23 protein-coding genes are annotated in these 20240 nt (G+C 47.0%); 5 read left to right on the top strand and 18 right to left on the bottom strand.

The window, feature by feature from the left end:
* Window positions 1-6: 6 nt before the first annotated feature.
* From BMX82_RS02415 to BMX82_RS02400, 4 genes are all read right to left on the bottom strand, one after another.
* Entirely contained in the window at window positions 7-447 is a 441-nt protein-coding gene (locus tag BMX82_RS02415) for a MarR family winged helix-turn-helix transcriptional regulator (protein WP_036912846.1), read from the bottom strand.
* A gap of 23 nt (window positions 448-470) precedes the next feature.
* On the bottom strand, window positions 471-1016 hold the full coding sequence (locus BMX82_RS02410; protein ID WP_036912843.1) for a glutathione peroxidase: 546 nt from the start codon (window positions 1014-1016) through the stop codon (window positions 471-473).
* A 354-nt stretch (window positions 1017-1370) separates the two neighbouring features.
* Window positions 1371-1526 (bottom strand): HXXEE domain-containing protein, encoded by a 156-nt coding sequence (locus BMX82_RS02405; protein ID WP_081911134.1) that lies wholly within the window; start codon window positions 1524-1526, stop codon window positions 1371-1373.
* An 8-nt stretch (window positions 1527-1534) separates the two neighbouring features.
* On the bottom strand, window positions 1535-1870 hold the full coding sequence (locus BMX82_RS02400; protein ID WP_143058297.1) for a hypothetical protein: 336 nt from the start codon (window positions 1868-1870) through the stop codon (window positions 1535-1537).
* 162 nt (window positions 1871-2032) lie between these two features.
* Here BMX82_RS02400 and BMX82_RS02395 point away from each other — a divergent pair, with 162 nt between their 5' ends.
* Window positions 2033-2740, top strand: a complete 708-nt coding sequence (locus tag BMX82_RS02395; RefSeq protein WP_036912838.1) for a tyrosine-protein phosphatase — start codon at window positions 2033-2035, stop codon at window positions 2738-2740.
* Window positions 2741-2742: 2 nt separating this feature from the next.
* Window positions 2743-3156, top strand: coding sequence for a secondary thiamine-phosphate synthase enzyme YjbQ (locus BMX82_RS02390; RefSeq protein ID WP_036912835.1), 414 nt, complete (start codon window positions 2743-2745; stop codon window positions 3154-3156).
* Between the two features lie 35 nt (window positions 3157-3191).
* On the opposite strand, the gene BMX82_RS02385 is transcribed toward BMX82_RS02390, so the two are convergent.
* From BMX82_RS02385 to BMX82_RS02360, 6 genes are read right to left on the bottom strand one after another with little or no spacing between them, the layout of a single operon-like run.
* Window positions 3192-3485: a hypothetical protein gene (locus BMX82_RS02385; RefSeq protein WP_036912832.1), complete on the bottom strand. Its 294-nt coding sequence runs from the start codon at window positions 3483-3485 to the stop codon at window positions 3192-3194.
* Window positions 3485-4072: a pyridoxamine 5'-phosphate oxidase family protein gene (locus BMX82_RS02380; protein WP_091765719.1), complete on the bottom strand. Its 588-nt coding sequence runs from the start codon at window positions 4070-4072 to the stop codon at window positions 3485-3487. Before BMX82_RS02380 ends, BMX82_RS02385 begins: the two co-directional genes overlap by 1 nt.
* Window positions 4073-4074: 2 nt before the next feature.
* Window positions 4075-4869: an MBL fold metallo-hydrolase gene (locus BMX82_RS02375; protein ID WP_091765716.1), complete on the bottom strand. Its 795-nt coding sequence runs from the start codon at window positions 4867-4869 to the stop codon at window positions 4075-4077.
* The gene (locus BMX82_RS02370; protein ID WP_091765713.1) at window positions 4866-5252 is read right to left on the bottom strand and encodes a VOC family protein; all 387 of its coding nucleotides are present in this window, start codon (window positions 5250-5252) and stop codon (window positions 4866-4868) included. The genes BMX82_RS02375 and BMX82_RS02370 overlap by 4 nt, the downstream gene beginning before the upstream one ends.
* A 22-nt stretch (window positions 5253-5274) precedes the next feature.
* Window positions 5275-5742: a PaaI family thioesterase gene (locus tag BMX82_RS02365; RefSeq protein ID WP_091765710.1), complete on the bottom strand. Its 468-nt coding sequence runs from the start codon at window positions 5740-5742 to the stop codon at window positions 5275-5277.
* Window positions 5739-6395, bottom strand: coding sequence for an HAD family hydrolase (locus BMX82_RS02360; protein ID WP_036912822.1), 657 nt, complete (start codon window positions 6393-6395; stop codon window positions 5739-5741). Before BMX82_RS02360 ends, BMX82_RS02365 begins: the two co-directional genes overlap by 4 nt.
* A 132-nt stretch (window positions 6396-6527) precedes the next feature.
* On the opposite strand from BMX82_RS02360, the gene BMX82_RS02355 reads away from it, so the two are divergent.
* Together BMX82_RS02355 and BMX82_RS02350 are read left to right on the top strand one after the other, a co-directional pair.
* A complete protein-coding gene (locus BMX82_RS02355; RefSeq protein WP_091765708.1) occupies window positions 6528-6902 on the top strand; it encodes a thioesterase family protein in 375 nt (124 codons plus the stop codon).
* Window positions 6903-6913: 11 nt separating this feature from the next.
* Window positions 6914-8071: a GDSL-type esterase/lipase family protein gene (locus BMX82_RS02350; protein WP_036912816.1), complete on the top strand. Its 1158-nt coding sequence runs from the start codon at window positions 6914-6916 to the stop codon at window positions 8069-8071.
* Here the strand turns inward: BMX82_RS02350 and hisC are convergent.
* The 3 genes from hisC to hisG are packed head-to-tail and all read right to left on the bottom strand — an operon-like array spanning window position 8068 to window position 11251.
* Window positions 8068-9102: a histidinol-phosphate transaminase gene (gene hisC / locus BMX82_RS02345; protein WP_091765705.1), complete on the bottom strand. Its 1035-nt coding sequence runs from the start codon at window positions 9100-9102 to the stop codon at window positions 8068-8070. The two genes, BMX82_RS02350 and hisC, sit on opposite strands and share 4 nt — an antisense overlap.
* Complete coding sequence (hisD, locus tag BMX82_RS02340; protein WP_036912809.1) at window positions 9099-10382, bottom strand: histidinol dehydrogenase; 1284 nt, start codon at window positions 10380-10382, stop codon at window positions 9099-9101. Before hisD ends, hisC begins: the two co-directional genes overlap by 4 nt.
* Window positions 10383-10399: 17 nt before the next feature.
* Window positions 10400-11251 (bottom strand): ATP phosphoribosyltransferase, encoded by an 852-nt coding sequence (hisG, locus tag BMX82_RS02335; RefSeq protein ID WP_036912807.1) that lies wholly within the window; start codon window positions 11249-11251, stop codon window positions 10400-10402.
* A gap of 153 nt (window positions 11252-11404) precedes the next feature.
* Here hisG and BMX82_RS02330 point away from each other — a divergent pair, with 153 nt between their 5' ends.
* On the top strand, window positions 11405-12505 hold the full coding sequence (locus BMX82_RS02330) for an MltF family protein (RefSeq protein ID WP_231622219.1): 1101 nt from the start codon (window positions 11405-11407) through the stop codon (window positions 12503-12505).
* A 108-nt stretch (window positions 12506-12613) separates the two neighbouring features.
* On the opposite strand, the gene rpiB is transcribed toward BMX82_RS02330, so the two are convergent.
* From rpiB to BMX82_RS02305, 5 genes are all read right to left on the bottom strand, one after another.
* On the bottom strand, window positions 12614-13057 hold the full coding sequence (rpiB, locus tag BMX82_RS02325; RefSeq protein ID WP_028907954.1) for a ribose 5-phosphate isomerase B: 444 nt from the start codon (window positions 13055-13057) through the stop codon (window positions 12614-12616).
* Between the two features lie 47 nt (window positions 13058-13104).
* Entirely contained in the window at window positions 13105-15117 is a 2013-nt protein-coding gene (locus BMX82_RS02320; RefSeq protein WP_091765702.1) for a transketolase family protein, read from the bottom strand.
* Between the two features lie 137 nt (window positions 15118-15254).
* Entirely contained in the window at window positions 15255-17747 is a 2493-nt protein-coding gene (locus BMX82_RS02315; RefSeq protein ID WP_255396532.1) for a glycoside hydrolase family 2 protein, read from the bottom strand.
* A gap of 28 nt (window positions 17748-17775) precedes the next feature.
* Window positions 17776-18609, bottom strand: coding sequence for an ROK family protein (locus BMX82_RS02310; RefSeq protein ID WP_036913666.1), 834 nt, complete (start codon window positions 18607-18609; stop codon window positions 17776-17778).
* Window positions 18584-19891, bottom strand: a complete 1308-nt coding sequence (locus BMX82_RS02305; RefSeq protein ID WP_091765696.1) for a histidine-type phosphatase — start codon at window positions 19889-19891, stop codon at window positions 18584-18586. Before BMX82_RS02305 ends, BMX82_RS02310 begins: the two co-directional genes overlap by 26 nt.
* Between the last annotated feature and the right edge of the window lie 349 nt (window positions 19892-20240).

Raw genomic sequence — 20240 nt, 5'->3', positions numbered from 1 at the left:
TTGGTTTTATTTCTTTAATGTGTTAATAATCGAGTCGAGTTGCAGAGCCAGGTTTTGATAGTCATCGAGTTTCAGCGGACAGGCAGAGAGTTGTTCACCCATGCCGGCTGGAATCTTCGCATAAGCCTGTTCTTCCATCTCTTTGCCTTTCTTTGTCAGGCTGACAATCTGCTGGCGCTTGTCCTGTTCCCCTTTCTTGCGGCTGACGATTCCCTGTTTCTCCATACGCTGAAGCAACGGAGTGACAGTATTCGTTTCTAACAACAGCCGATGGGCGATGTCGTTTACAGGTTGATTATCCTTCTCCCAAAGCACCATCAGCACTAGATACTGCGGATAGGTGATACCCAGTTCCATCAGCATTGGTGTGTAGGCCTGCGTAATCAGTCGCGCTGCCGTATAGAGACGGAAGCAAATCTGATTGTCAAGTTGTAATTCTGCGTGCATAACTTTAAACTTTTAACTCTCAACTAAGCCAGCATGGCCTCTACGTCCTTCTCAAAGTCCTTTGGATCGGTAGTAGGAGCATAGCGGTTGATGGTCTCACCATCACGAGAGATAAGGAACTTTGTGAAATTCCAAAGGATATCGCTATCCTTCTCCACACTCTTGCTAAGTTGTTTGAGCAAAGTATGTGTAGCCTTGGCCTTCAAACCATTATACTCTTCTGTAGGAGCCTGAGCCTTCAGATACTCGAAAATGGGTTCTGCTGCAGGACCATTCACGTCACCTTTCTTCATGATTTGGAACGTTACACCGTAGTTCAATTGGCAGAATTCTTCAATCTGTTCATCGTTGCCTGGATCCTGCTCTTTGAATTGGTTGCAGGGGAAGCCGATAATCACCAGACCTTTATCCTTATATTTCTGGTTCAACTCCTCCAGTCCTGCGAACTGGGGGGTAAAACCGCACTTGCTGGCTGTGTTCACAATCAGTAGCACCTTACCCTCGAACTGTGCAAAATCCAGTTCCTTACCTTTGCTCGTCTGAGCCTTATAATCATAAATCTTTGCCATACCTTACCTTTTATTAAATTATATTATTTATATCGTTTGCGATGCAAAGGTACGACTTTTGTTTTATATCGCAAGCGATTTATGTTTATCTTTAAGCTTATTTAACAGTAAGTCGCGCGCGATACAATTGGTCTTGAATGTAAAGAAGATCAAGGTTCTCGTTAATTTAAAGTTCGAATGTAAAAGGCACCAGCCGCCATCATGGCAGTTGGATGCTCTTTGTTAGCGTCAGACCGTGAAACTTGAATCCTACAGTTCACTGGTTCATGATCCATGCAACTCGTGACTTCCAGTTGAAAGGAAAATGAAATGAGAAGGGATTAAATAGTTTTATCTTCAGTGAAAAGAGAAATCTTAGCGGGGGGATTTGTAGGAGAAGGGCAATAGTAGGAAGGAAGTTACGAGTTTTGGGATATAGTTTTTCACAACGATAGACTGGATGATATGTATGATGAGATGGATGGAGAAAGCCATGAAGATTGCCAACCATATCTCTGTGGCATACGCCATATTTCCAACTACATATAACGTTTCTCTAAGTAATCTAATAGTTCAAAGGTTCCTGCATCCTCCTCGACATTGAGGTTTGGTACTTTCTCCACCATTCTTATTGTGCCACTTGTCTTATTGACATAGAAATGCACAAAGGAACCAGTATAGCTGCGGAATACAACTTGATATGTAGAGTCCGTCTCTTCGCCCATTTGTACATACATGATATCGGGGTTGTCTTTTGCTACACTCCAGTCATATTCTTTATGACAATAGTTGTTTACGCCCTCGTAAGCCATTTTTTCTGTAATGGTTCTTAGCGTATCTTCTGTTCGTACGTCGGAGGACTGTGTGTCATTCACCTTGTTACTATTGCATGAACATAAAAACAAGGCTATGAATATGAATGTAAAGGCATAATACTTCATCTTATATCACAAAACTTATTTATTTCATCGCAAAGATACACAAATCTCCATGTTTATTTGTATTTTTGTACCCAAGATTAGAATACTTTAAGAAAAATGAAGCATTTCGAGTTGAACCTGCGAGATCTTGGTGGAATACCTTTACAAGATGGTAAGGGCAAAACTCCTCATGGCTTGTATATACGTTGCGGCAAGTTAAGTGTGCTTACTCCAAAAGAATGTGAAGTTCTGTGTCAGAAGTATCACATCGAATATGTCATTGACCTTCGTACACCTATTGAGGCCCAGGAATTCCCTGATCCGCTGCCTGACACTGTTGAATACGAACTGATTTCCCTGCTGAAAGATCCATCCATTGGAATCACTCATGAGATAGGTTCGGATCCTATGGCCATCATCCGAAGTCTGCGTAAACAGCCTGAGAAGCTGAAGCAGATGGTGCCAGATTTTACATCTCTATATGAGCAGATTGTTACTGACGAGTTCAGCCGTAGGCAACTTGACTTGGTGGTGGAACATCTTAGAAAGAATGCAGCAGATGGGAAATGTACGTTGTTTCATTGTACGGCTGGTAAGGACAGAACTGGTCTCGTAAGTATGGCTTTGTTGAAGTCGTATGGTGTAAGCGACAAAGAGATAATCCGCGACTATATGCGAACCAACCGAAATGCTTTCTGGCCGACAATTAAGAAGTGCATAGTTGTTGCTATTCTTACTAAAAACTGCGATTTGGTTAAAACAGCCTACAATTCCTTTTTGGCCGACCACAAGTTGATAAAAACAGCAATAAAACACTATATGTAAAAATGGTACAGCAAATTGAAATAACTCTGAATCCTAAGCGTCGTGGATTTCATTTGGTTACGAGCGAGATAGTGAGCCAGTTACCGAAGCTGCCGAAGACAGGCATTGTGAACATTTTCACAAAGCATACAAGTTGCGGACTAAGCATTAACGAGAATTGTGATCCTGATGTTCGTGTAGATATGGAAACAATATTCAATCGCTTGGTCCCTGAAAATCGTCCTGAGTACGAGCATACTCTAGAGGGTGCCGATGATATGCCCGCTCACGCCAAATCAACGCTGAGCGGTGTAAGTATTACTATCCCTATCACCGATAGCCGGCTGAATCTTGGCATATGGCAAGGCATATACTTATGTGAGTACAGAAACTTTGGAGGTTCCAGAGAGTTGGTTGTAACAATTATGGGAGAGTAATATGACTTTACGTGAACTTATTCTTTTTGTTGACCTTATGTCCAAAACTCTTTCTCGCCTGTCTGTTCCATCTTGCCTTGACATTTTGGGCAGGTGTGTTTATCCCATATCTTGATATTATCACTGCCACATTGCAAACACAGACGGCCTACCTCGCTTCTGTAGGAAGGTGCCACGTCGGCAATGATTCCACCCACCACAATATTCTGGATAGTTTGACAGTCTGGGCACAACACGGCTGTAATTTCCTGACGAAAGAGACCACGCCCCTCGTACACATCGGCTTCGTAGCCACATTGCTTACAGCGATATTTCAGTTTCCAAGCCATTAGTTATTGTTCGTTCCCCATTTGACTTCGTCTTCGTCCTTTACGACTCGGCCATTCATGCAAGCATGATGGCTCTCGCTGCTCTGTCCAGTCATCTCCTCACCTTGTTTGTCATACTGCTTACGCTTGCCGACAGGAGGCTCTATCAAGGTGATGCGTACTACGGTAGTCCGGTCAAGACTGCGGGCAATGGCATCATTGAAAGCATCCATATGGTGAGGAAGAAAACGCTGGCAGATGGCTCGCATACCAGCAATCTTTTCTTTGCGGTCTGTCACAATCTCTGCCTTTCCAACGGCTGTTGCTGATTTATATTGTAACGTAAAACTCCCATCTTTAGGGCCAACTGTAGGCATACATTTGGTAACAGCCGACAGGAATACCATTGGATGATGTGCTATGCAATCCAATTTATCCCCCTCCGAAGCACAATGGAAATAGAACGTTCTCTCATCAGTACGTGCCAATGATAGGGGTAACCCGTATGGAGTCCCGTCTGCTCTAGTCATGCTGATTGTCACATATGGAGCCTTATCCAAAACCTCCAACGCGAAGGCCGCATCCATCTCTCTGCTTGCTTTTCTCATAATTAACTTATTATTGTGGTTCCACATCTGAAAGACTGTAGTTGTTCATTCATTACGTTTTTCATCATCTCAAATACTATGTCACCAGTGCAATGGCTGGTGTAGAATAGTGTATTAGGGTAATTGACTTTTAGCTTTTGACCCAAAGCTTTTATTTCTTCCTCCGTCTCTTGTCCGTCAAGCAAGTGGAAACCACCGACAACGGTACTTACTGGCCAAGGGCAAGCAGCCAGAATGTTCTCCAATCCACTATGAGCACAGCCAGTAAATAGCAGACCATCGATATACAGAACTAACTCATGACGGAAATCGTCGTGGATATAATTTCCGTCGGTATCCTGCACATAGAGATTCTGATTTCCTTTGGGCATCGGATGAATTTGAGGAATATGGGCAATCACGCAGATGCCAGCTTCTACCTCACAGGTATGCTCTATTGAGATAAGTCTTTTATCATCAATCTCAGGCCATTCCGTCGTAATATTATGAAAGTTCCCTCGTTTAGATAAGAACTTACCATTCATTGCATCAGGTGAGACAATAACCTTAGCCTGTCGATTACATTCAAGCAAATATCGTAAACCTCCTGCATGGTCACAATGTCCGTGAGAAATGAAAACATAGTCCACATCGTTAAGATCTACGCCCAACAGCTCTGTGTTTCGGATAAACACGTTGCTTGCTCCAGTATCAAGCAGGATATTATGTTGCTCCGTTTGAAGAAAGATGGATAACCCATGCTCTGTAAAGAGAGAGTTATCATTACTTCTATTATCTGATAATACAGTCCATCTCATATTGTTATTTCTATTTGGATTCCCTCTGGTCCAAGGATACAACTCTCGTAATAACCGTCCCCAGTGGTACGTGGACCGCTTATTACCTGATAACCAGCGTCGCGTAGCTCGATGGTCTTTGCATCTACAGTTTCCTTATTGCCTAAAGCAAACGAGATATGGATGAATCCGATGTTGGGCTTCGATGGGTCTGCATTGATAGTGTTTGGTTGCTGCATCAGTTCCAGTCGTGCACCACCATTAGGAAACGTGAGAATGTACGTCCGTAGTCCAGTGCGAGGATTATGATACTGCTCGTTACTCACTGCTTTGAAGTAGTCGAGGAAGAATTGTCGCATCTGTTCAAGATTTTTACAGAATAACGCTATGTGCTCGATTCTCATACCTCACTTTATATCTAAATATTCATTCTTCCACCTCGCAATGCAGGAATCCCATTTCCTTAGCCTTTTCTTCGTTCATTAGGAAGTAAATGGCTTCGCCCTCGTTGCAGAGTTCACCCTTCGAATTGGTTATCTCCGCACTGATATGGGCAAGGTTCCGTACTAGTTTCGTGACTTTGGCTCTGATTGTCAGCTCTGGCTCCGTTGTAGGAACAGCCTTGCGGAACTTCACGTTCAGTTGAACGGTATAGCCACTGGTCTGTAGCTTGCGGGTAACCACCCAGCCACACACTTCATCAATCAGCGTACTCAGTATGCCGCCGTGCATTGTATTCACCCAGCCCTGATAGTGGGTACTGGGATGCCAGGTGCTTATGATATAATCGCCATCCTCGTAGAACTCCATGTGCAGTCCTATTGGGTTCTCTGGGCAACAGCCAAAACAGTCATATTCAGGATGATTGCGCCAAGGGTTAATGAGTTTTTTCATACGTTATCTATTACTTGATTTAATTCTTCTATACTATCAATGATATAGTCGGCTCCAGCCTCTTGAAGTTCTTTTCTGCTACCATTGCCCCATGTTACGCCACAGGTCTTGGTGCCGGCATTGGCTCCCATCAGAATGTCTACTGCCATGTCACCCACAACAATTGCCTCAATGGTGTCAAAATGCAAGTCTGCTAACGTTTTTAGTACGGGCTCAGGTTTTGGTTTTGCTTCTTTCACATCATCTGCGCCAATTAGATAAGAGATGTAGTCAGCAATACCCATGTCACGAGTGAGTTCTGTAAGAGAATTGTGCGAACGTGATGATGCTATTGTGAGCGTATATCCCTTATGATGTAGGGTTGATAAGGTTTCAACTACACTTGGGAAGGCCGTAGGCTTGATTCGTTTCAGATTGTCATTGAAAATCCGCCTATAAGTCTCTTCAAAACGAGGGACGAGTTCTTCTTGAATATCGGGGAATAAGGTTCTGATGCATTCTGCCAATGGTAATCCTATGGTAGATGCACATTCAGCCTCACTACGTCCTGGCAATCCAATCTCCTTGATGGTCATGCGCATGGTCGTTGTGATATTCCGACGTGTATCACCCAGCGTCCCGTCAAAGTCGAATATTATCAGTTTTATGCTCATTATCACAATTTTATTTGCAAAGGTACGTATTTTTATTTGTTCTTTAAATCTTATTAAAATGGACTGCAAAGATACATGATTCTAATCTAATTTTACTATTTTTGCACCATAGATTAACAATAGTTTTGGAAAATGATAGAAGTTGGATTGAAACATACAAGTGAACTGATGGTAACAGATGCTGTTACCGCTATTCATATGGGGTCAGGCGATATGCCTGTACTGGCTACTCCTGCTATGGCGGCATTGATGGAAAATGCAGCAATGCTAGCTGTGGCCAATGATTTGCCTGAGGGTTGTACTACTGTTGGTGGATATATCGCATCGTCGCATCTGAAACCCTCGAAGGTAGGTGATAGAGTTACGGCTACAGCTGAAGTTGTGAAGGTTGACGGTAAGAAGATTGAGTATAAAGTGTCAGCGTATTCTGGTGACGTCTTGATAGGAGAGGGGAGTCACTTGAGATTTATTGTAGATAGAGATCGTTTTATTTCAAAACTTGGCTAGGTAATCATAAAATGAGTAGTACAGATAATAATTTAAAATGGGTGGCCTGTTGGGGAAATGCCACTTCAATAACAAACCGCCAAGAGGCTGTATATGCTAAGAATATAACATTGCGTTATCCCATTAGGATGTGTTTTAGTGGCAGCGCATTGCGTTTCCGTTTCTCTAATCTTACAGGTACCGAATCTGTAACATTGGCTAAGGTGTTTATTGGTCATACTCCAATTACTTTTGGTGGCGAGACTCGCGTGACTCTTTTGCCTGGTAAGGAAACAGAGAGCGATGCCATCGACTATGCAGTTAACCGTGGTGATACGATAGACGTAAGTTTCTATCTTGATGATTATGCACAGATGAACAGTGGAACGCTTGTTACTGGTCCGTTATCCAAGGGCTTCTATGCTTATGGTGATTATGCTGAAGCTGATGAGTTGCCCCTCGACCTGACACGTCATACTAATTGGTTCTACTTCTTGAATACTATTGATGTGCTGACATCGGCAGAGAATCATGCTGTAGTTTGCTATGGCGATTCTATCACGGCTCAGTCGTGGCCCGACTACATGGCACAGCTTGCATTTGGTTCCAATGTCTCAATTATCCGCCGTGCCGTTAGTGGAACACGTATCCTCCGGCAGTACGACTGTATTACCTATCAGGCCTATGGATTGAAGGGGGCCACGCGTTTCCCAATTGAAATGAATGTGGCAGGAGCAACCGATGTCATTATCCAGCATGGCATTAACGATATTATTCACCCTGTGGGCGAAGATGTAAACCCTTTCCGTCCGTGGAGTGACCTGCCAACAGTTGAGGAGATGGAACGTGGTGTAGAAGATATCTATGTAAAACCCGCAAAAGCGATGGGACTGAAGGTATGGAGTGGTACCTTACTGCCTATCTATGGATGGCGTACATATAATGAAAAGCGTGACGCTATGCGACACGCTTTCAATGAGTGGCTACGAACGTCTCCAATCTTCGACGGCTGTATTGATTTTGATGCTGCCGTTCGCTGCACAACCAATCCAAAGGCCTTTGCCGATGGCTTTGATAGTGGTGATCATCTACATCCTAGCGAACGTGCTTATGAGGCTATGGCACAGGTCGCAGCCCACAAACTGATTCGACACATCCCATCAAGATACGATCACGAAGAGTTGTATTAATATTGACGGAGAGCGGCTATAAGTTCGCTGTTTTCGGTCTTTGTTCCGATAGTGACACGGAGGCAGTTCTGACAGAGTTGCACACGATGGCGATTGCGAACAATGATACCCTTGTCTACCAGATAGTTGTATATCTTTGTCGCATCAGTCATCCTAGCTAAGAAGAAATTGGCTTCGGTGGGATATACTTTTTCGCAGATGGGTAGCAGCGCAAAAGCATCCATCATGCGGGTGCGTTCTTGCAGCAAGATCTTTACCCAGTTATCGACCTCGTAGGGATCTTTCAGTGCTTCGAGAGCCTGCTGCTGAGTAAGCTGATTGACGTTATAAGGGTACTTTACCTTATTAAATATAGAGATGATCTCTTTAGATGCGAACGCCATTCCCAAACGGATTGCAGCACATCCCCATGCTTTCGACATGGTGTTGAGCACGATGAGGTTGGGATATTTGCCTAACTCAGAACGTAAGGGCTTTTGGGTAGAGAAATCGCTGTAGGCCTCGTCAACGATGACAATGCCTTCGAAACCTTCAATGACCTTGATAACCTCATCGCGATTCAAACAATTACCTGTGGGGTTGTTGGGTGTGCAGAGCCAGATAATTTTAGTGTTCGCATCGGTAGCAGCCAGTAAGGCATTGGCTGTGGTCTGGTAATGTTCATCGAGCATTACAGTACGATATTCTGTGTCGTTGATGTCGGCACAGACCTTATACATACCATAGGTGGGCTCGATAGCTACAACGTTGTCTATCCCAGGCTGACAGAAACAGCGGTAGGGTAGGTCGATAGCCTCGTCGCTACCATTGCCGAGAAAGATGTTCTCAGCAGGAACACCCTTAACCTTAGAGAGCGCAGCTTTTAGTTCAAGCTGCAACGGGTCGGGGTAACGGTTGAATGGCTGATTATATGGATTCTCATTTGCATCAAGAAACACACGTGCCTCGCGGCCTGCGTACTCGTTGCGAGCAGAGCTATATGGAGCCAAAGACCATATGTTCTTTCGAGTAAGTTCTTCTAACGGTTTCATTTTAAACTGTTTATTCTAACTGTCATGGCATTCTTGTGGGCATCGAGTTGTTCGGCTTCCGCCATCAATTCTACAGCGTGGCCGATGCTGTGTATGCCATCAGCAGTAAGATGCTGAAATGTTACTTTTCGGCAGTAGCTGTCGAGATTGACACCACTATAGGTCGTTGCATAACCATGAGTCGGCAATGTGTGATTAGTGCCACTAGCATAGTCACCTGCGCTTTCGCAGGCGTATTCACCGAGAAATACGCTACCGGCATTGATGACCTTGCGCGCCAACTTGTCGTAATCCTTAGTCTGAATGATAAGGTGCTCAGGTGCATAGGCATTAGAAAGGTCGATGGCCTCTTGTTTATTGTGAACAAGCACCAAGCGACTGTTCTCAAGAGCTTTCTGAGCAATCTCCTTGCGAGGCAGTAAATCGAGTTGGCGATTCACCTCGGCCTGAACATCAAGGATGACCTGTTCTGAAGTCGTAATCAGGAAAACCTGTGAGTCAATACCATGCTCAGCTTGTGACAGCAGATCAGCAGCTATGAATTCGATGTTAGCATGCTCGTCGGCAATGACACAGACTTCGGAAGGACCTGCGGGCATGTCGATAGCCACATCGTGGAGGCTCACCTGCTGCTTGGCAGCCATGACATATTGGTTGCCTGGACCGAAGATTTTATAAACCTTAGGTACACTCTCTGTACCATAGGCCATGGCGCCGATAGCCTGAACACCACCTGCTTTGAATATCTTGCTGACGCCAGCGATACGAGCAGCTACAAGAATAGCAGGATTGACCCTACCATCGCGTCCTGGCGGAGTGCACAGCACAATCTCCTGACAACCTGCAATTTTGGCAGGGGTAGCAAGCATTAGCACGGTAGAGAAGAGAGGAGCAGTACCTCCTGGGATGTAGAGACCTACCTTTTCGATGGCGATGCTCTTCTGCCAACAAGTGACGCCAGGCTGAGTCTCAACCTTCTTGCCTTTGAACTGTTGTGACTCGTGGAAAGCGTGGATGTTGTAGTGAGCTACCTGGATAGCGGCTTTCAGTTCGGCACCTACCAGCTTCTCAGCCTCGTCCATCTCTTCGGGTGTTACCTCAAGCGATGCAAGATCTACGTGGTCGAATTTCAGCTCATAGCCTTTTACTGCATCGTCACCACGCTTTTTGACATCGGCCAGTACTGAGGCCACAGTCTCGTTGAGTTGTGAAACGTCCAGATGGGGACGCTCCACAAGTGTGCTCCACTCACTTCTTTCAGGATACCGGATAATATTCATCTTATACCTTATTTATATTAAAGGATCATTTTCTCGATTGGTGTAACGAGGATGCCTTGAGCTCCCATCTCCTTGAGCTTTCCGATAATGTCCCAGAATTGCTTCTGGTTGAGCACGGTGTGAACAGAGCACCACTCTTCGTCAGCCAGAGGAATAATGGTTGGACTCTTCAAACCAGGTAGCACGTCGATGATCTCCTGCAGGCGAGCCTTGGGAGCATTCATACGCACATATTTCTTATCTTCAGCATCTTTTACTGCCTTGAAGCGGAAAAGCATCTGTTCAAGAATGAGACGTTTCTCCTCTGAGAGCTGTTTGTTGCCGATGAGCAGTGCCTCACTCCACATCACCACCTCAACCTCGCGGAGGTTATTGCTGACGAGGGTAGAGCCGCTGCTGACGATATCGAAGATACCATCGGCCAAGCCTATACCAGGGCTGATCTCTACAGAACCTGTGATGACATGAATCTCGGCTTTAATACCTTTCTCATCAAGGAACTTCTTTAGAATGCCAGGATAGGAGGTGGCAATCTTCTTACCATTAAACCACTCGACACCCTTGTAGTCAATCTCCTTGGGAATGGCCAAAGACAAACGGCACTTAGAGAAACCGAGACGGGAGATGATATCGGCATCTTCACCGCGCTCTACGAACTCGTTCTCACCAACCACACCGATGTCAGCCACGCCGCTGGCTACACTCTGGGGGATATCATCATCGCGAAGGTAAAGAACCTCCAGCGGGAAATTGGACGACTGGACCAACAGGGTACGCTTCGATGCACTGACCTTGATATCAGCCTCGGCTAACAGATTCATCGTGTCATCGAAAAGACGTCCTTTAGATTGTACTGCAATTCTTAACATATACTCACGTTAAAGTCTATAATTCGGGTGCAAAATTACAAAAAAATCTCTAATCAGCGCAATCTGTGGGCTTAAATTCGTATCTTTGCACTCGATTTTGATTTAGATATCAAGAAATTGAGCCAAGATTGGTATAAATATTCAGTATTTGTAGTGGCTTTGCTATTACTTGTCTCGTGTTTTGAGAAAAAGCAAGAGCCGATTATTGCGCCATGGGGAGCCGTGACGGATACTACGGCTGTAGATGATGACTTCGATCTGCACGATATTCAGACTAGTGGTGAACTGATTATGGCTACCGTCAGTGGACCAGAGACTTACTATGATTATCATGGGCGTCAACTCGGCACTCAGTATCTGTTGTGTCAGCGTTTTGCTGACTCGTTGGGGGTACATCTTAGGGTGGATGTGTGTCGAGATAGTTTGGAGCTGGTTCAAAAACTTGACTCTAGTGAGGTCGATCTCGTGGCGTGGCCTACACCTGGAAACATTGTGGCCGACAGGGAAAAACCTGATTTGGTGGCTGAGTTACAAGCGTGGTATCGCCCAGAACTGATAGATATGGTAAAGAAGGAGGAGGCAGCACTGTTGACTGTTAAGAAGGTACGTCGCCGCATATTCTCACCGATGCTTGACGCCAAAGGAGGTATCATCTCGCATTATGATCAGTATTTCATGACCTATAGTCGCGATATACGTTGGGATTGGCGCTTGATGGCGGCACAATGTTATCAGGAATCGACATTCGACCCCAAGGCTGTATCGTTTGTGGGGGCAAAAGGATTAATGCAGATTATGCCTGGTACGGCCGACCATCTGGGAGTTCCTCGTAGCAAGCTATACGAGCCTGAGGCTAATATTGCCGCAGCGGCTAAATACATTAAGCAGTTACAAAATACATTTGCCGATATTCACGACCATTACGAGCGTACCAATTTCGTGCTTGCCAGTTATAATGGTGGAGCGCACCACATACGCGATGCTATGAACTTAGCCAAGCGTGACGGTAAGAATCCACACCGCTGGAGCGATGTGTCGCCATATGTATTGAAATTGGCAATACCGCAGTACTACAACGATCCTATTGTTAAGTATGGATATATGCGCGGATCAGAAACTGTTGACTATGTTCAGCGCATACGTCAGCGCCATGCAGGCTATCAGGGTGTGAAAACTCCTCACTTGGGTTTCCATGGTGTTGGCAAACCCCGCAAAGCCGAGCGGCGAAAAAGCAAATACGATATAAAGGATTGAATTAGGCACGGATCAACACGGCTTAAAAAGATTAAAGACACGGCTTTCTTTTCGTAAAGAGCCGTGTCCTTATAATAATAAGGCTGTGTTAATCCGTGCCTAAGATAATTACTTCTGTACGGGGATTTTATCCACGCGCTTCTGATGGCGACCACCTTCAAAACTTGCGGTGAAGAATTCGTCCATAATTTTGCGAGCCATGTTATTGTCAATAAAACGACCAGGCATGACAAGCACGTTAGCATCGTTATGCTGGCGGATGAGGTGTGCAATCTCTGGAATCCAGCACAAACCAGCGCGTACTTGCTGGTGCTTATTCAGTGTGATCGAGATTCCCTCGCCACTGCCACAGATGGCAATACCAGGATAAACCTCACCACTCTCAATGCCCTCGGCCAAAGCATGACCGAAGTCAGGATAGTCAACACTGGCGTCGCTCCATGTACCATAGTCCTTAACGGGGTAACCCTTCTCCTCCAGGTACTGGAGTACAAATTGCTTTAAAGCGAAGCCTGCGTGATCGCAAGCTACTCCAACTGTTTTAACTTCCATAGTAGTAAAATTTTAAAAGGCACGGACCTTAATCCGTGCCTTGATTATTATGCTAACAGGGCTTTAACCTGCTTGTAAACATTCTCTCCGGTGAAGCCGAGCTTCTCGTCGAGCACCTTGTAAGGAGCAGAGAAACCGAAGCTCTCGAGACCCCATACAGTACCGTCGGCACCTACCAGACCCTCGAGGTTAACGGGCAGACCAGCGGTGAGACCGAACTTCTTAACACCAGCGGGCAGTACGCTCTGCTGATACTCCTTGCTCTGGCTGCGGAACAATCCCTCAGAAGGAACGCTAACCACGCGAACCTTAACGCCATCCTCGCGGAGCAGCTTAGCACCAGCCTCGAGGGTAGAAACCTCAGAACCTGAAGCCAGCAGAATCACGTCGAAGTTCTCGTCTGATCCAGCTACAACGTAAGCACCCTTGGTAGCTTGGTTGTAGTCGTTGCCCTCGGGCAGCATGTCGATATTCTGACGAGAGAAGATCAGCGCTGTTGGGGTATCAACATTCTCCATAGCCATGCGCCAGCAAACGGTGGTCTCCTCGGCATCGGCAGGACGAACTACCAATACAGAGTTCTTGCCGTGGTGGTTCTTCAGCTTCTCCATCAGACGGATCTGCGCCTCCTGCTCAACAGGCTCGTGGGTAGGACCATCCTCACCTACACGGAAGGCATCGTGAGTCCAGATGAACTTAACAGGCAGTTCCATCAGGGCAGCCATACGTACGGCAGGCTTCATGTAGTCAGAGAATACGAAGAAGGTACCGCAAGCGGGGATAACACCACCGTGCAGAGCCATACCGATACAGCAGCAAGCCATAGTGAGCTCGGCTACACCAGCCTCGAAGAAGGCGCCGCTGAAGTCGCCACGAACCATGTCCTTGGTCTTCTTCAGGAAGCCGTCGGTCTTATCTGAGTTGCTCAGGTCGGCAGAAGCACAAATCATGTTGGGAACCTGCTCGGCGAGGGCAGAGAGTACAGTCGCACTTGCACCACGTGTAGCGGCACCAGCCTTCTGCTCAACCTTGCTCCAGTCGATAACAGGAGCCTTACCGCTGAACCACTCCTCCAGCTGCTTGGCCTGCTCGGGGTGACCCTTAGCCCACTCAGCCTTCTCGGCATAGCGCTCAGCTACAATCTTCTTCAGCTCCTCGGCACGCTTAGCGTACATCTCCTGAACCTCGGGGAAGATTTGGAATGGGTTCTCGGGATCGGCACCCAGGTTCTTCATGGTGTTGATGTAAGCATCGCCACCAAGAGGAGCACCGTGAGTAGCGCAGTTGCTCTCGTATGAGCTGTTGTCAGCCTTACGAGCACCCTTACCCATAACGCAGTGACCGATGATGAGTGATGGGCGATCCTTCTCGGCCTGAGCCTTCTTGATGGCCTCGCGAATCTGGTCAACATCGTTACCGTTAATCTTCTGAACAAACCAGCCCCATGCTTCGTACTTCTTGGCGGTATCCTCGCAGGTAACCACCTCGGTCTTGGTAGAGAGCTGAATATCGTTAGCATCGTAGAACATGATCAGGTTGTCGAGTCCCAGGTTACCAGCAATACGGCCAGCACCCTGTGAAATCTCCTCCTGTACACCACCGTCAGAGATGTAGGCGTAGATAGTCTGGTTCATCACGTTGCCCAGACGAGCCTTCAGGAATTTAGCGGCGATGGCAGCACCTACTGCGAAACAGTGACCCTGACCAAGAGGACCAGAGGTGTTCTCAATGCCACGTGCAATCTCACGCTCGGGGTGACCAGGAGTTACAGAACCCCACTGGCGAAGATTCTTCAGGTCCTCGAGGGTGAACTTGCCGATAAGAGCGAGCTGGCTGTAGAGCATTGGAGCCATGTGACCAGGGTCGAGGAAGAAACGATCGCGACCTTCCCACTCGGGATGCTCGGGATCGTAAACCAGGAACTCACTGTACAGGGTGTTAATGAAATCTGCGCCACCCATGGCACCACCGGGGTGACCAGACTTCGCTTTCTCAACCATTGAAGCAGCGAGAATACGGATATTGTCGGCTGCCATGTTCATTACTTTGTTGTCGTTCATAATAAGCTGTTTATTTATTGTTTAAAATGCTATTTTGCGAAATAATGGCGCAAAGTTACAAAAATATTCCGAAACAATCGACTGTTTCGGAATATTTCTTTCTTTCTGTCCTAAATAAAGGAAGATTGGTCAATCCGTTATTCGGATATCTGTATGCTTACTGCAGTATCCTCTGGTGTTGCAGGCAGTTTGCAACTAACGGTGCGACTCTCACCAGGAGCCAGTGTCAGATAATTGTCCGACCAGTAGGTGGGGCATACGAGCTCGCCTTTCTCGTCCTTGGCTGTCAGCCGAATCATAAATGCCACTTTGTCTGTTGGATTGCTGACTGTTACTTCGTACTTAGCTCCATCCTTCTTAATAGAAAGTTTGCATGACTTAGAACACATTTCGTCGAGCATGGCATAAGAGGCGTACTTCGTGATGGGAGTGTTCACCCAAGAAGTCTTCTCCCAGTTGTAGGTGTCGTTTTCGGTTACTATGAAATACTCATTGGTAGCAATCTCGTCTCCGTTGTTATCTGTCAGCTTCAGGAACAGGAAAGCGGCAGCTGCATCAGTGGTATCGATATCGAAAGCCTTGACTACTGTACCTGGGGCTACCTCTATCTCTTTGCTGTCCTCGGTAGTCTGACCTCCCTTCAGCAGTTTCATCTGGGCCTTTGCCTTAGCCATCTCCAGTGTCTCGTTTACGGCATATACCGTCTTGGTATAGTAATCGTAGATCAACTGAACAGGGGCGTTGGCTTTCTTTACGCCGTAGTAGGCTGCATTGGGCTGTTTGTAGTAGTCGTACAATTGCCAGTAGATGCCGGGACGGGAACCGTTGAGCATCCATTGGATGATACCTGTGGTATGAGGCCAGCGGGCGCGGAATCCCTCAAACATGGCTTTGGTACTCTCATAATTCAGCATGTCGGCACGGCGCAGATATTCATCAATATCCTTCGCATCACCAAAACGGTAGTGGATAACCTCATTCAGTTGCCTGAGCGAATTCATGTCAGCTCCTGAAGCGGTACAGAATATGTTCCAGCGGTCGTCGATAGGGAATAGCTGTTGGCCCAGCATTTTCTGTAGCGACTCCTTTACAGGAAGCTGAGCGCCAATGCCTGTCTCGGTGTTAAAACCGAACGCGCCACCTGGTGCTTCTGGCAGATACCAGTATTTGGGGTCTACATACTCATAGGGACCCGCCATCTTTGTACCCGAAGGTCCTGATATCTCACTGGTCTGATCCTTGGCCGATATCAGATAGTCGCGGTCATCTTCCTGACTGAGGAATTGCTGATAGCATTTTTCAAGTTCGGGTTTGGGCAACATGTCACTTCCGACAAACCAACCGATAATTGACGGATGATAGCGTAGCCACATGACCTGATCCTCAAACGATTTAGCAATAAGATCGATGTTCTCTTTGCTGAGAATACCGCCATATAGTTCATCGCATGGCGAGCCAAGGTAGTCGGCCCATTCCCAATGGCAGCTCCATCCTACGAGAATCAGAAGTCCCATTTCGTCGCAGAGGTCGTAGAGGTTCTGAGAGGTACCCCAGAAGCCCTCTAATCGGACGGTGTTCATGTTCATGTCGCGAACGTATTCCAGTTGCAGACGGTTGCTCTCAGGCGTGTCTCGCAGATAGATGTCGTCGGTCCAACCGGCACCGCGAATGAGAATCTTTTTCCCGTTCAGTATGAATCCCCGATAGCCCTCATCGGTCAAGTAGCTTTTTATTTCGCGAATACCAAATCGCACATCTTCGAAATCCGAAATTTTGTGGTCTTCTGCAAACTCAATGTGCAGATCGCACAGTTCGGGCTTGCCCATGTTGTGGCACCACCACAGTTTAGGGTTGCTGATATGTATTTCGGCAGGGCTCGTAAAGCGTTTCTTCTCGCCAGGAGCCAGTTTTACAGGGTAGCTGAACGACTGCCCGTCGGCGGTGCCTTGCACGCAGCCTTCGATAGGCTTGTCTGATAAGTTACGCAGTTCGGTAGCGATGGTCAGCCAGGCCTCGTTAAGCGTCTTGGTGTTTATGCGCGATCGCACAGCCGAATGTGACAGGGCCACGTTGCCGCAGGTTTTTACCCGCACCTCGCGGTAGATGCCCATGTTCTCATCAGCCGGACGCGGATTCCAGTCGGCAAATCCTATGTTAGGCTCGCCTGGCTGTGCACGAAACACCTCTACCTCCAGTTTGTTATCTGTTGCAATCTGTTGTGTTACATCAAACTCAAACTGGCGGAATGCGCCGTACATCTGTTCTTTGTTGGCTATCTGATTGCCGTTAAGCCATACGTTGGCTCGGTAACTGATGCCATCAAAGTTGAGCACCGCATGTTCACCCTCGTTCAGTGAGGGCAACTGGAACGTGGTGCGATACTTCCAGCTTTTCTCAAACTGTGTCTTGTTAATTCTAGCATAGTCGTTGGCAGTCAGCGCTTCGGGCTCTATGCCGTTGGCTGTCAGTGTACCCATCAGGGTGCCAGGCACTTTGGCGGGTATCCATCCGTCGGGTGTTTCTACCTCCCAGTTCATATCCAGTGTCTTATGTTCGGTACATGCCATCAGTAGGAGTGAAAAGAGGCATGTGAGAATCGAAAAGTATTGGTGATGATATGTTTTCATCATTTTAATGTTTAATGTTAATCTTTAATGTTTAAAGTAACAGCGACGCTCCTAGCATTGCTGCGTTCGCTAAGGTTGATGGCTCTATGCGTGTGGCTGCCACGTTCTCTGGATAGGGGAATGTGCTCAGCAGCTGACGCATGGCCTTCTCGTAGAGAGAAAATGCGTTGGCTATACCGCCACCGATGATAATGGCTTCGGGGGCGTAGGTGAAAAGAACGGCTTTGATCAGTTCGCCAATATTCGCTCCAAACTCCTCCCACACGGCGATGGCTTGCGGATCGCCAGCCTGAGCACGCTTGCCGAAGTTGGCTCCCGTGTCGCCATGTAGCTGGCTGAAGAACCGGCTGCTGCAGTAAAACTCATAGTCGGCGTCTCTGAATGGAAGTGAGCCGATTTCGCCAGCACCGGTATTTACGCCGTTATACAGTTTTCCGCCGATGATGATACCCGAGCCGATACCTGTGCCTATTGTCAGTCCGACCATGTCGTTGGTGCCTTGGCCTTCGCCATAGCGCCATGCGCCCAGGGCAAAACAGTTGGCATCGTTGTTCACGGCTACAGGTACGCCAAATTCTTTCTCAAGGATTTCCTTCAGATGTACCTCTTTCCAAGCGGGTATGTTTGCTACGTTGTATACGATACCCTGTTGGCAGTCAACCACCGATGGCACACCCACGCCGATGCCTGTCACTTCTGGTGTCATGAGTTGTGCTATCTGGCGCTTTAGTTGACTGAGCACCACGTCTTCTGCCTCCTTGGCGGGACAGGGCTCTATCACGGTATTGACAACCGTTGCCCCGTCGGTGAGACCAACACGCATGTTGGTTCCTCCTAAATCAATCGCTATCTTCCTCGTCTTCATATTCATCTTGGGTTTTATATCTCATGTTAGCTTCTTTCAGTATGTTACGGTAATAAGCACTCACGTCCTTCCAGTGATAGAAGGGGTAGCAGTCGGTCTTGATGGGGATGGAGGTCTCGTTCTCATTCATGAGGAACTTCACGAGAATATCGTCTGACCCCTGCTTACGGAAAAAGATGATCTGTACGTTGCCTGCCATCGGAATCAGACGGATGATGGAGAACGTATTGTGCAGATTGTCCATGTTCTGAGTGCCGTGGATGGCCTCGTTGACGCCAAGGATGAATGAGAAGGGCAGCACAACGCTGTCGTGACCGAAGCGCAGGCGTACCTGCTTCTCGCCCGAGGCGATTATCAAGTCGGCCTCGTCGAGGAAATTCTTCAGCAGCGGATAGATGGCATAGTAGTTGGGGCGCGAGCCTGGCATAAGTCCCTCCCACAGGCACCAGCTGGCGTTGTAGACGAAGAAGCCGTCTATGAGTTCGTCGTCCGTAAAGAGATCGTTGAACTTCAGCCCGAGTTCTGGCAGACATTCCATATCTGATACAATGTTCCACAGGGCGTCGCAGAACTTATAGCCGTCGATCCAGCCTTCTACGGCCTTCGGGTCCTTGAACAGCAGGGCTATCTGGCGGCGACCGTTCAGTTTCTCATGGCGGAAACTGTCGAGTTTCTCATAGAGCGCGTTGTCGCAGCCCTTTCCCGGGATGAAGATGCTGTCGTTGGGAATGAGATAATACATGTCGTGCTCGCTGGCATCCATCGTGACGTTGAGCTGTGGATTAAGGGCTTTCAGTTCCTGACAGAAGTTGGCCATTGAGAGCATACAGCGGCGGACGGTCGATGAGTTTGCCTTCACCGTGATGGGTTGCATCAGCAGTTCGGGATAGTTCTGACTCAGTCGGCGGGCGATGCCCTGATGCTGGCGTGCACCGAGTCGTGTCAGGTCACCGTCTCGATGCCAGGCGTCAGCGGCAGCCACCTTCACACGGGCCAGAATCTCCTCGCCTTTCTCGGTCAGCCATCCTTTTGTCTGGGCAGAATCCATCTTCCCAATGACATACTTGAAATGTTTCGATCCCGTCATGTAACGTGCGCCGTGACGACCGTAATGGCTCACGTAGAACGGTTCATAACCATCGGGGGCAGGCGTAATCTGTTTCGTTGGCAGTGGATAGTTGCAATAATTGCCACTTGCCAACTCCATGTGTGCCATCAGTTCTGCCTTTGAAGTTTGTGACTTAGCAGGCGTTGCAAACCATATGCCTGCCGTTAAACTCATAATTGTTAGAGTAATAAATCGCATAATGGATAGTAGTTTATGTTGAAAATACGGCTGCAAAGATACAAATAATTCTGTAATAAATGAATAAATCTGCAAGTTTTTTATCATTATAATCCTGCCCGTCCCATGTCGGAGAATATTTGTTTTTGTGTATCATAACGTCGTCTTGTTTGTCAAAGAACGGCCGCTTTATTGACAGAGACTATTCCTTTAATTGCAATTTAGACTAAATTGCAGACCAATTTAGTTTATTTTGCTCTGCAATTTAGTCTAAATTGGTTGGCAGGATGTTATGTGTTACAGTCAATCGTAATAACTATGTCATAGTTATAGCCTATATCCGTCA

The organism is Prevotella sp. khp7 (genome assembly GCF_900109055.1).
Classification (GTDB): domain Bacteria; phylum Bacteroidota; class Bacteroidia; order Bacteroidales; family Bacteroidaceae; genus Prevotella.
Note: the sequence above shows the minus strand (reverse complement) of the source record. Positions and strands in the feature narration are given on the sequence as shown.

Coding starts and splice junctions, on each gene's coding strand:
- BMX82_RS02415 (WP_036912846.1), bottom strand. CDS start 447: ATGCACGCAGAATTACAACTTGACAATCAGATTTGCTTCCGTCTCTAT.
- hisC (WP_091765705.1), bottom strand. CDS start 9,102: ATGAAACCGTTAGAAGAACTTACTCGAAAGAACATATGGTCTTTGGCT.
- BMX82_RS02305 (WP_091765696.1), bottom strand. CDS start 19,891: ATGAGTTTAACGGCAGGCATATGGTTTGCAACGCCTGCTAAGTCACAA.
- BMX82_RS02390 (WP_036912835.1), top strand. CDS start 2,743: ATGGTACAGCAAATTGAAATAACTCTGAATCCTAAGCGTCGTGGATTT.
- BMX82_RS02320 (WP_091765702.1), bottom strand. CDS start 15,117: ATGAACGACAACAAAGTAATGAACATGGCAGCCGACAATATCCGTATT.
- BMX82_RS02370 (WP_091765713.1), bottom strand. CDS start 5,252: ATGAGAATCGAGCACATAGCGTTATTCTGTAAAAATCTTGAACAGATG.
- BMX82_RS02410 (WP_036912843.1), bottom strand. CDS start 1,016: ATGGCAAAGATTTATGATTATAAGGCTCAGACGAGCAAAGGTAAGGAA.
- BMX82_RS02310 (WP_036913666.1), bottom strand. CDS start 18,609: ATGAAGACGAGGAAGATAGCGATTGATTTAGGAGGAACCAACATGCGT.
- hisD (WP_036912809.1), bottom strand. CDS start 10,382: ATGAATATTATCCGGTATCCTGAAAGAAGTGAGTGGAGCACACTTGTG.
- BMX82_RS02380 (WP_091765719.1), bottom strand. CDS start 4,072: ATGAGAAAAGCAAGCAGAGAGATGGATGCGGCCTTCGCGTTGGAGGTT.
- BMX82_RS02375 (WP_091765716.1), bottom strand. CDS start 4,869: ATGAGATGGACTGTATTATCAGATAATAGAAGTAATGATAACTCTCTC.
- BMX82_RS02360 (WP_036912822.1), bottom strand. CDS start 6,395: ATGAGCATAAAACTGATAATATTCGACTTTGACGGGACGCTGGGTGAT.
- BMX82_RS02395 (WP_036912838.1), top strand. CDS start 2,033: ATGAAGCATTTCGAGTTGAACCTGCGAGATCTTGGTGGAATACCTTTA.
- BMX82_RS02365 (WP_091765710.1), bottom strand. CDS start 5,742: ATGAAAAAACTCATTAACCCTTGGCGCAATCATCCTGAATATGACTGT.
- BMX82_RS02385 (WP_036912832.1), bottom strand. CDS start 3,485: ATGGCTTGGAAACTGAAATATCGCTGTAAGCAATGTGGCTACGAAGCC.
- BMX82_RS02405 (WP_081911134.1), bottom strand. CDS start 1,526: ATGGCGTATGCCACAGAGATATGGTTGGCAATCTTCATGGCTTTCTCC.
- BMX82_RS02355 (WP_091765708.1), top strand. CDS start 6,528: ATGATAGAAGTTGGATTGAAACATACAAGTGAACTGATGGTAACAGAT.
- rpiB (WP_028907954.1), bottom strand. CDS start 13,057: ATGGAAGTTAAAACAGTTGGAGTAGCTTGCGATCACGCAGGCTTCGCT.
- BMX82_RS02315 (WP_255396532.1), bottom strand. CDS start 17,747: ATGATGAAAACATATCATCACCAATACTTTTCGATTCTCACATGCCTC.
- BMX82_RS02350 (WP_036912816.1), top strand. CDS start 6,914: ATGAGTAGTACAGATAATAATTTAAAATGGGTGGCCTGTTGGGGAAAT.
- hisG (WP_036912807.1), bottom strand. CDS start 11,251: ATGTTAAGAATTGCAGTACAATCTAAAGGACGTCTTTTCGATGACACG.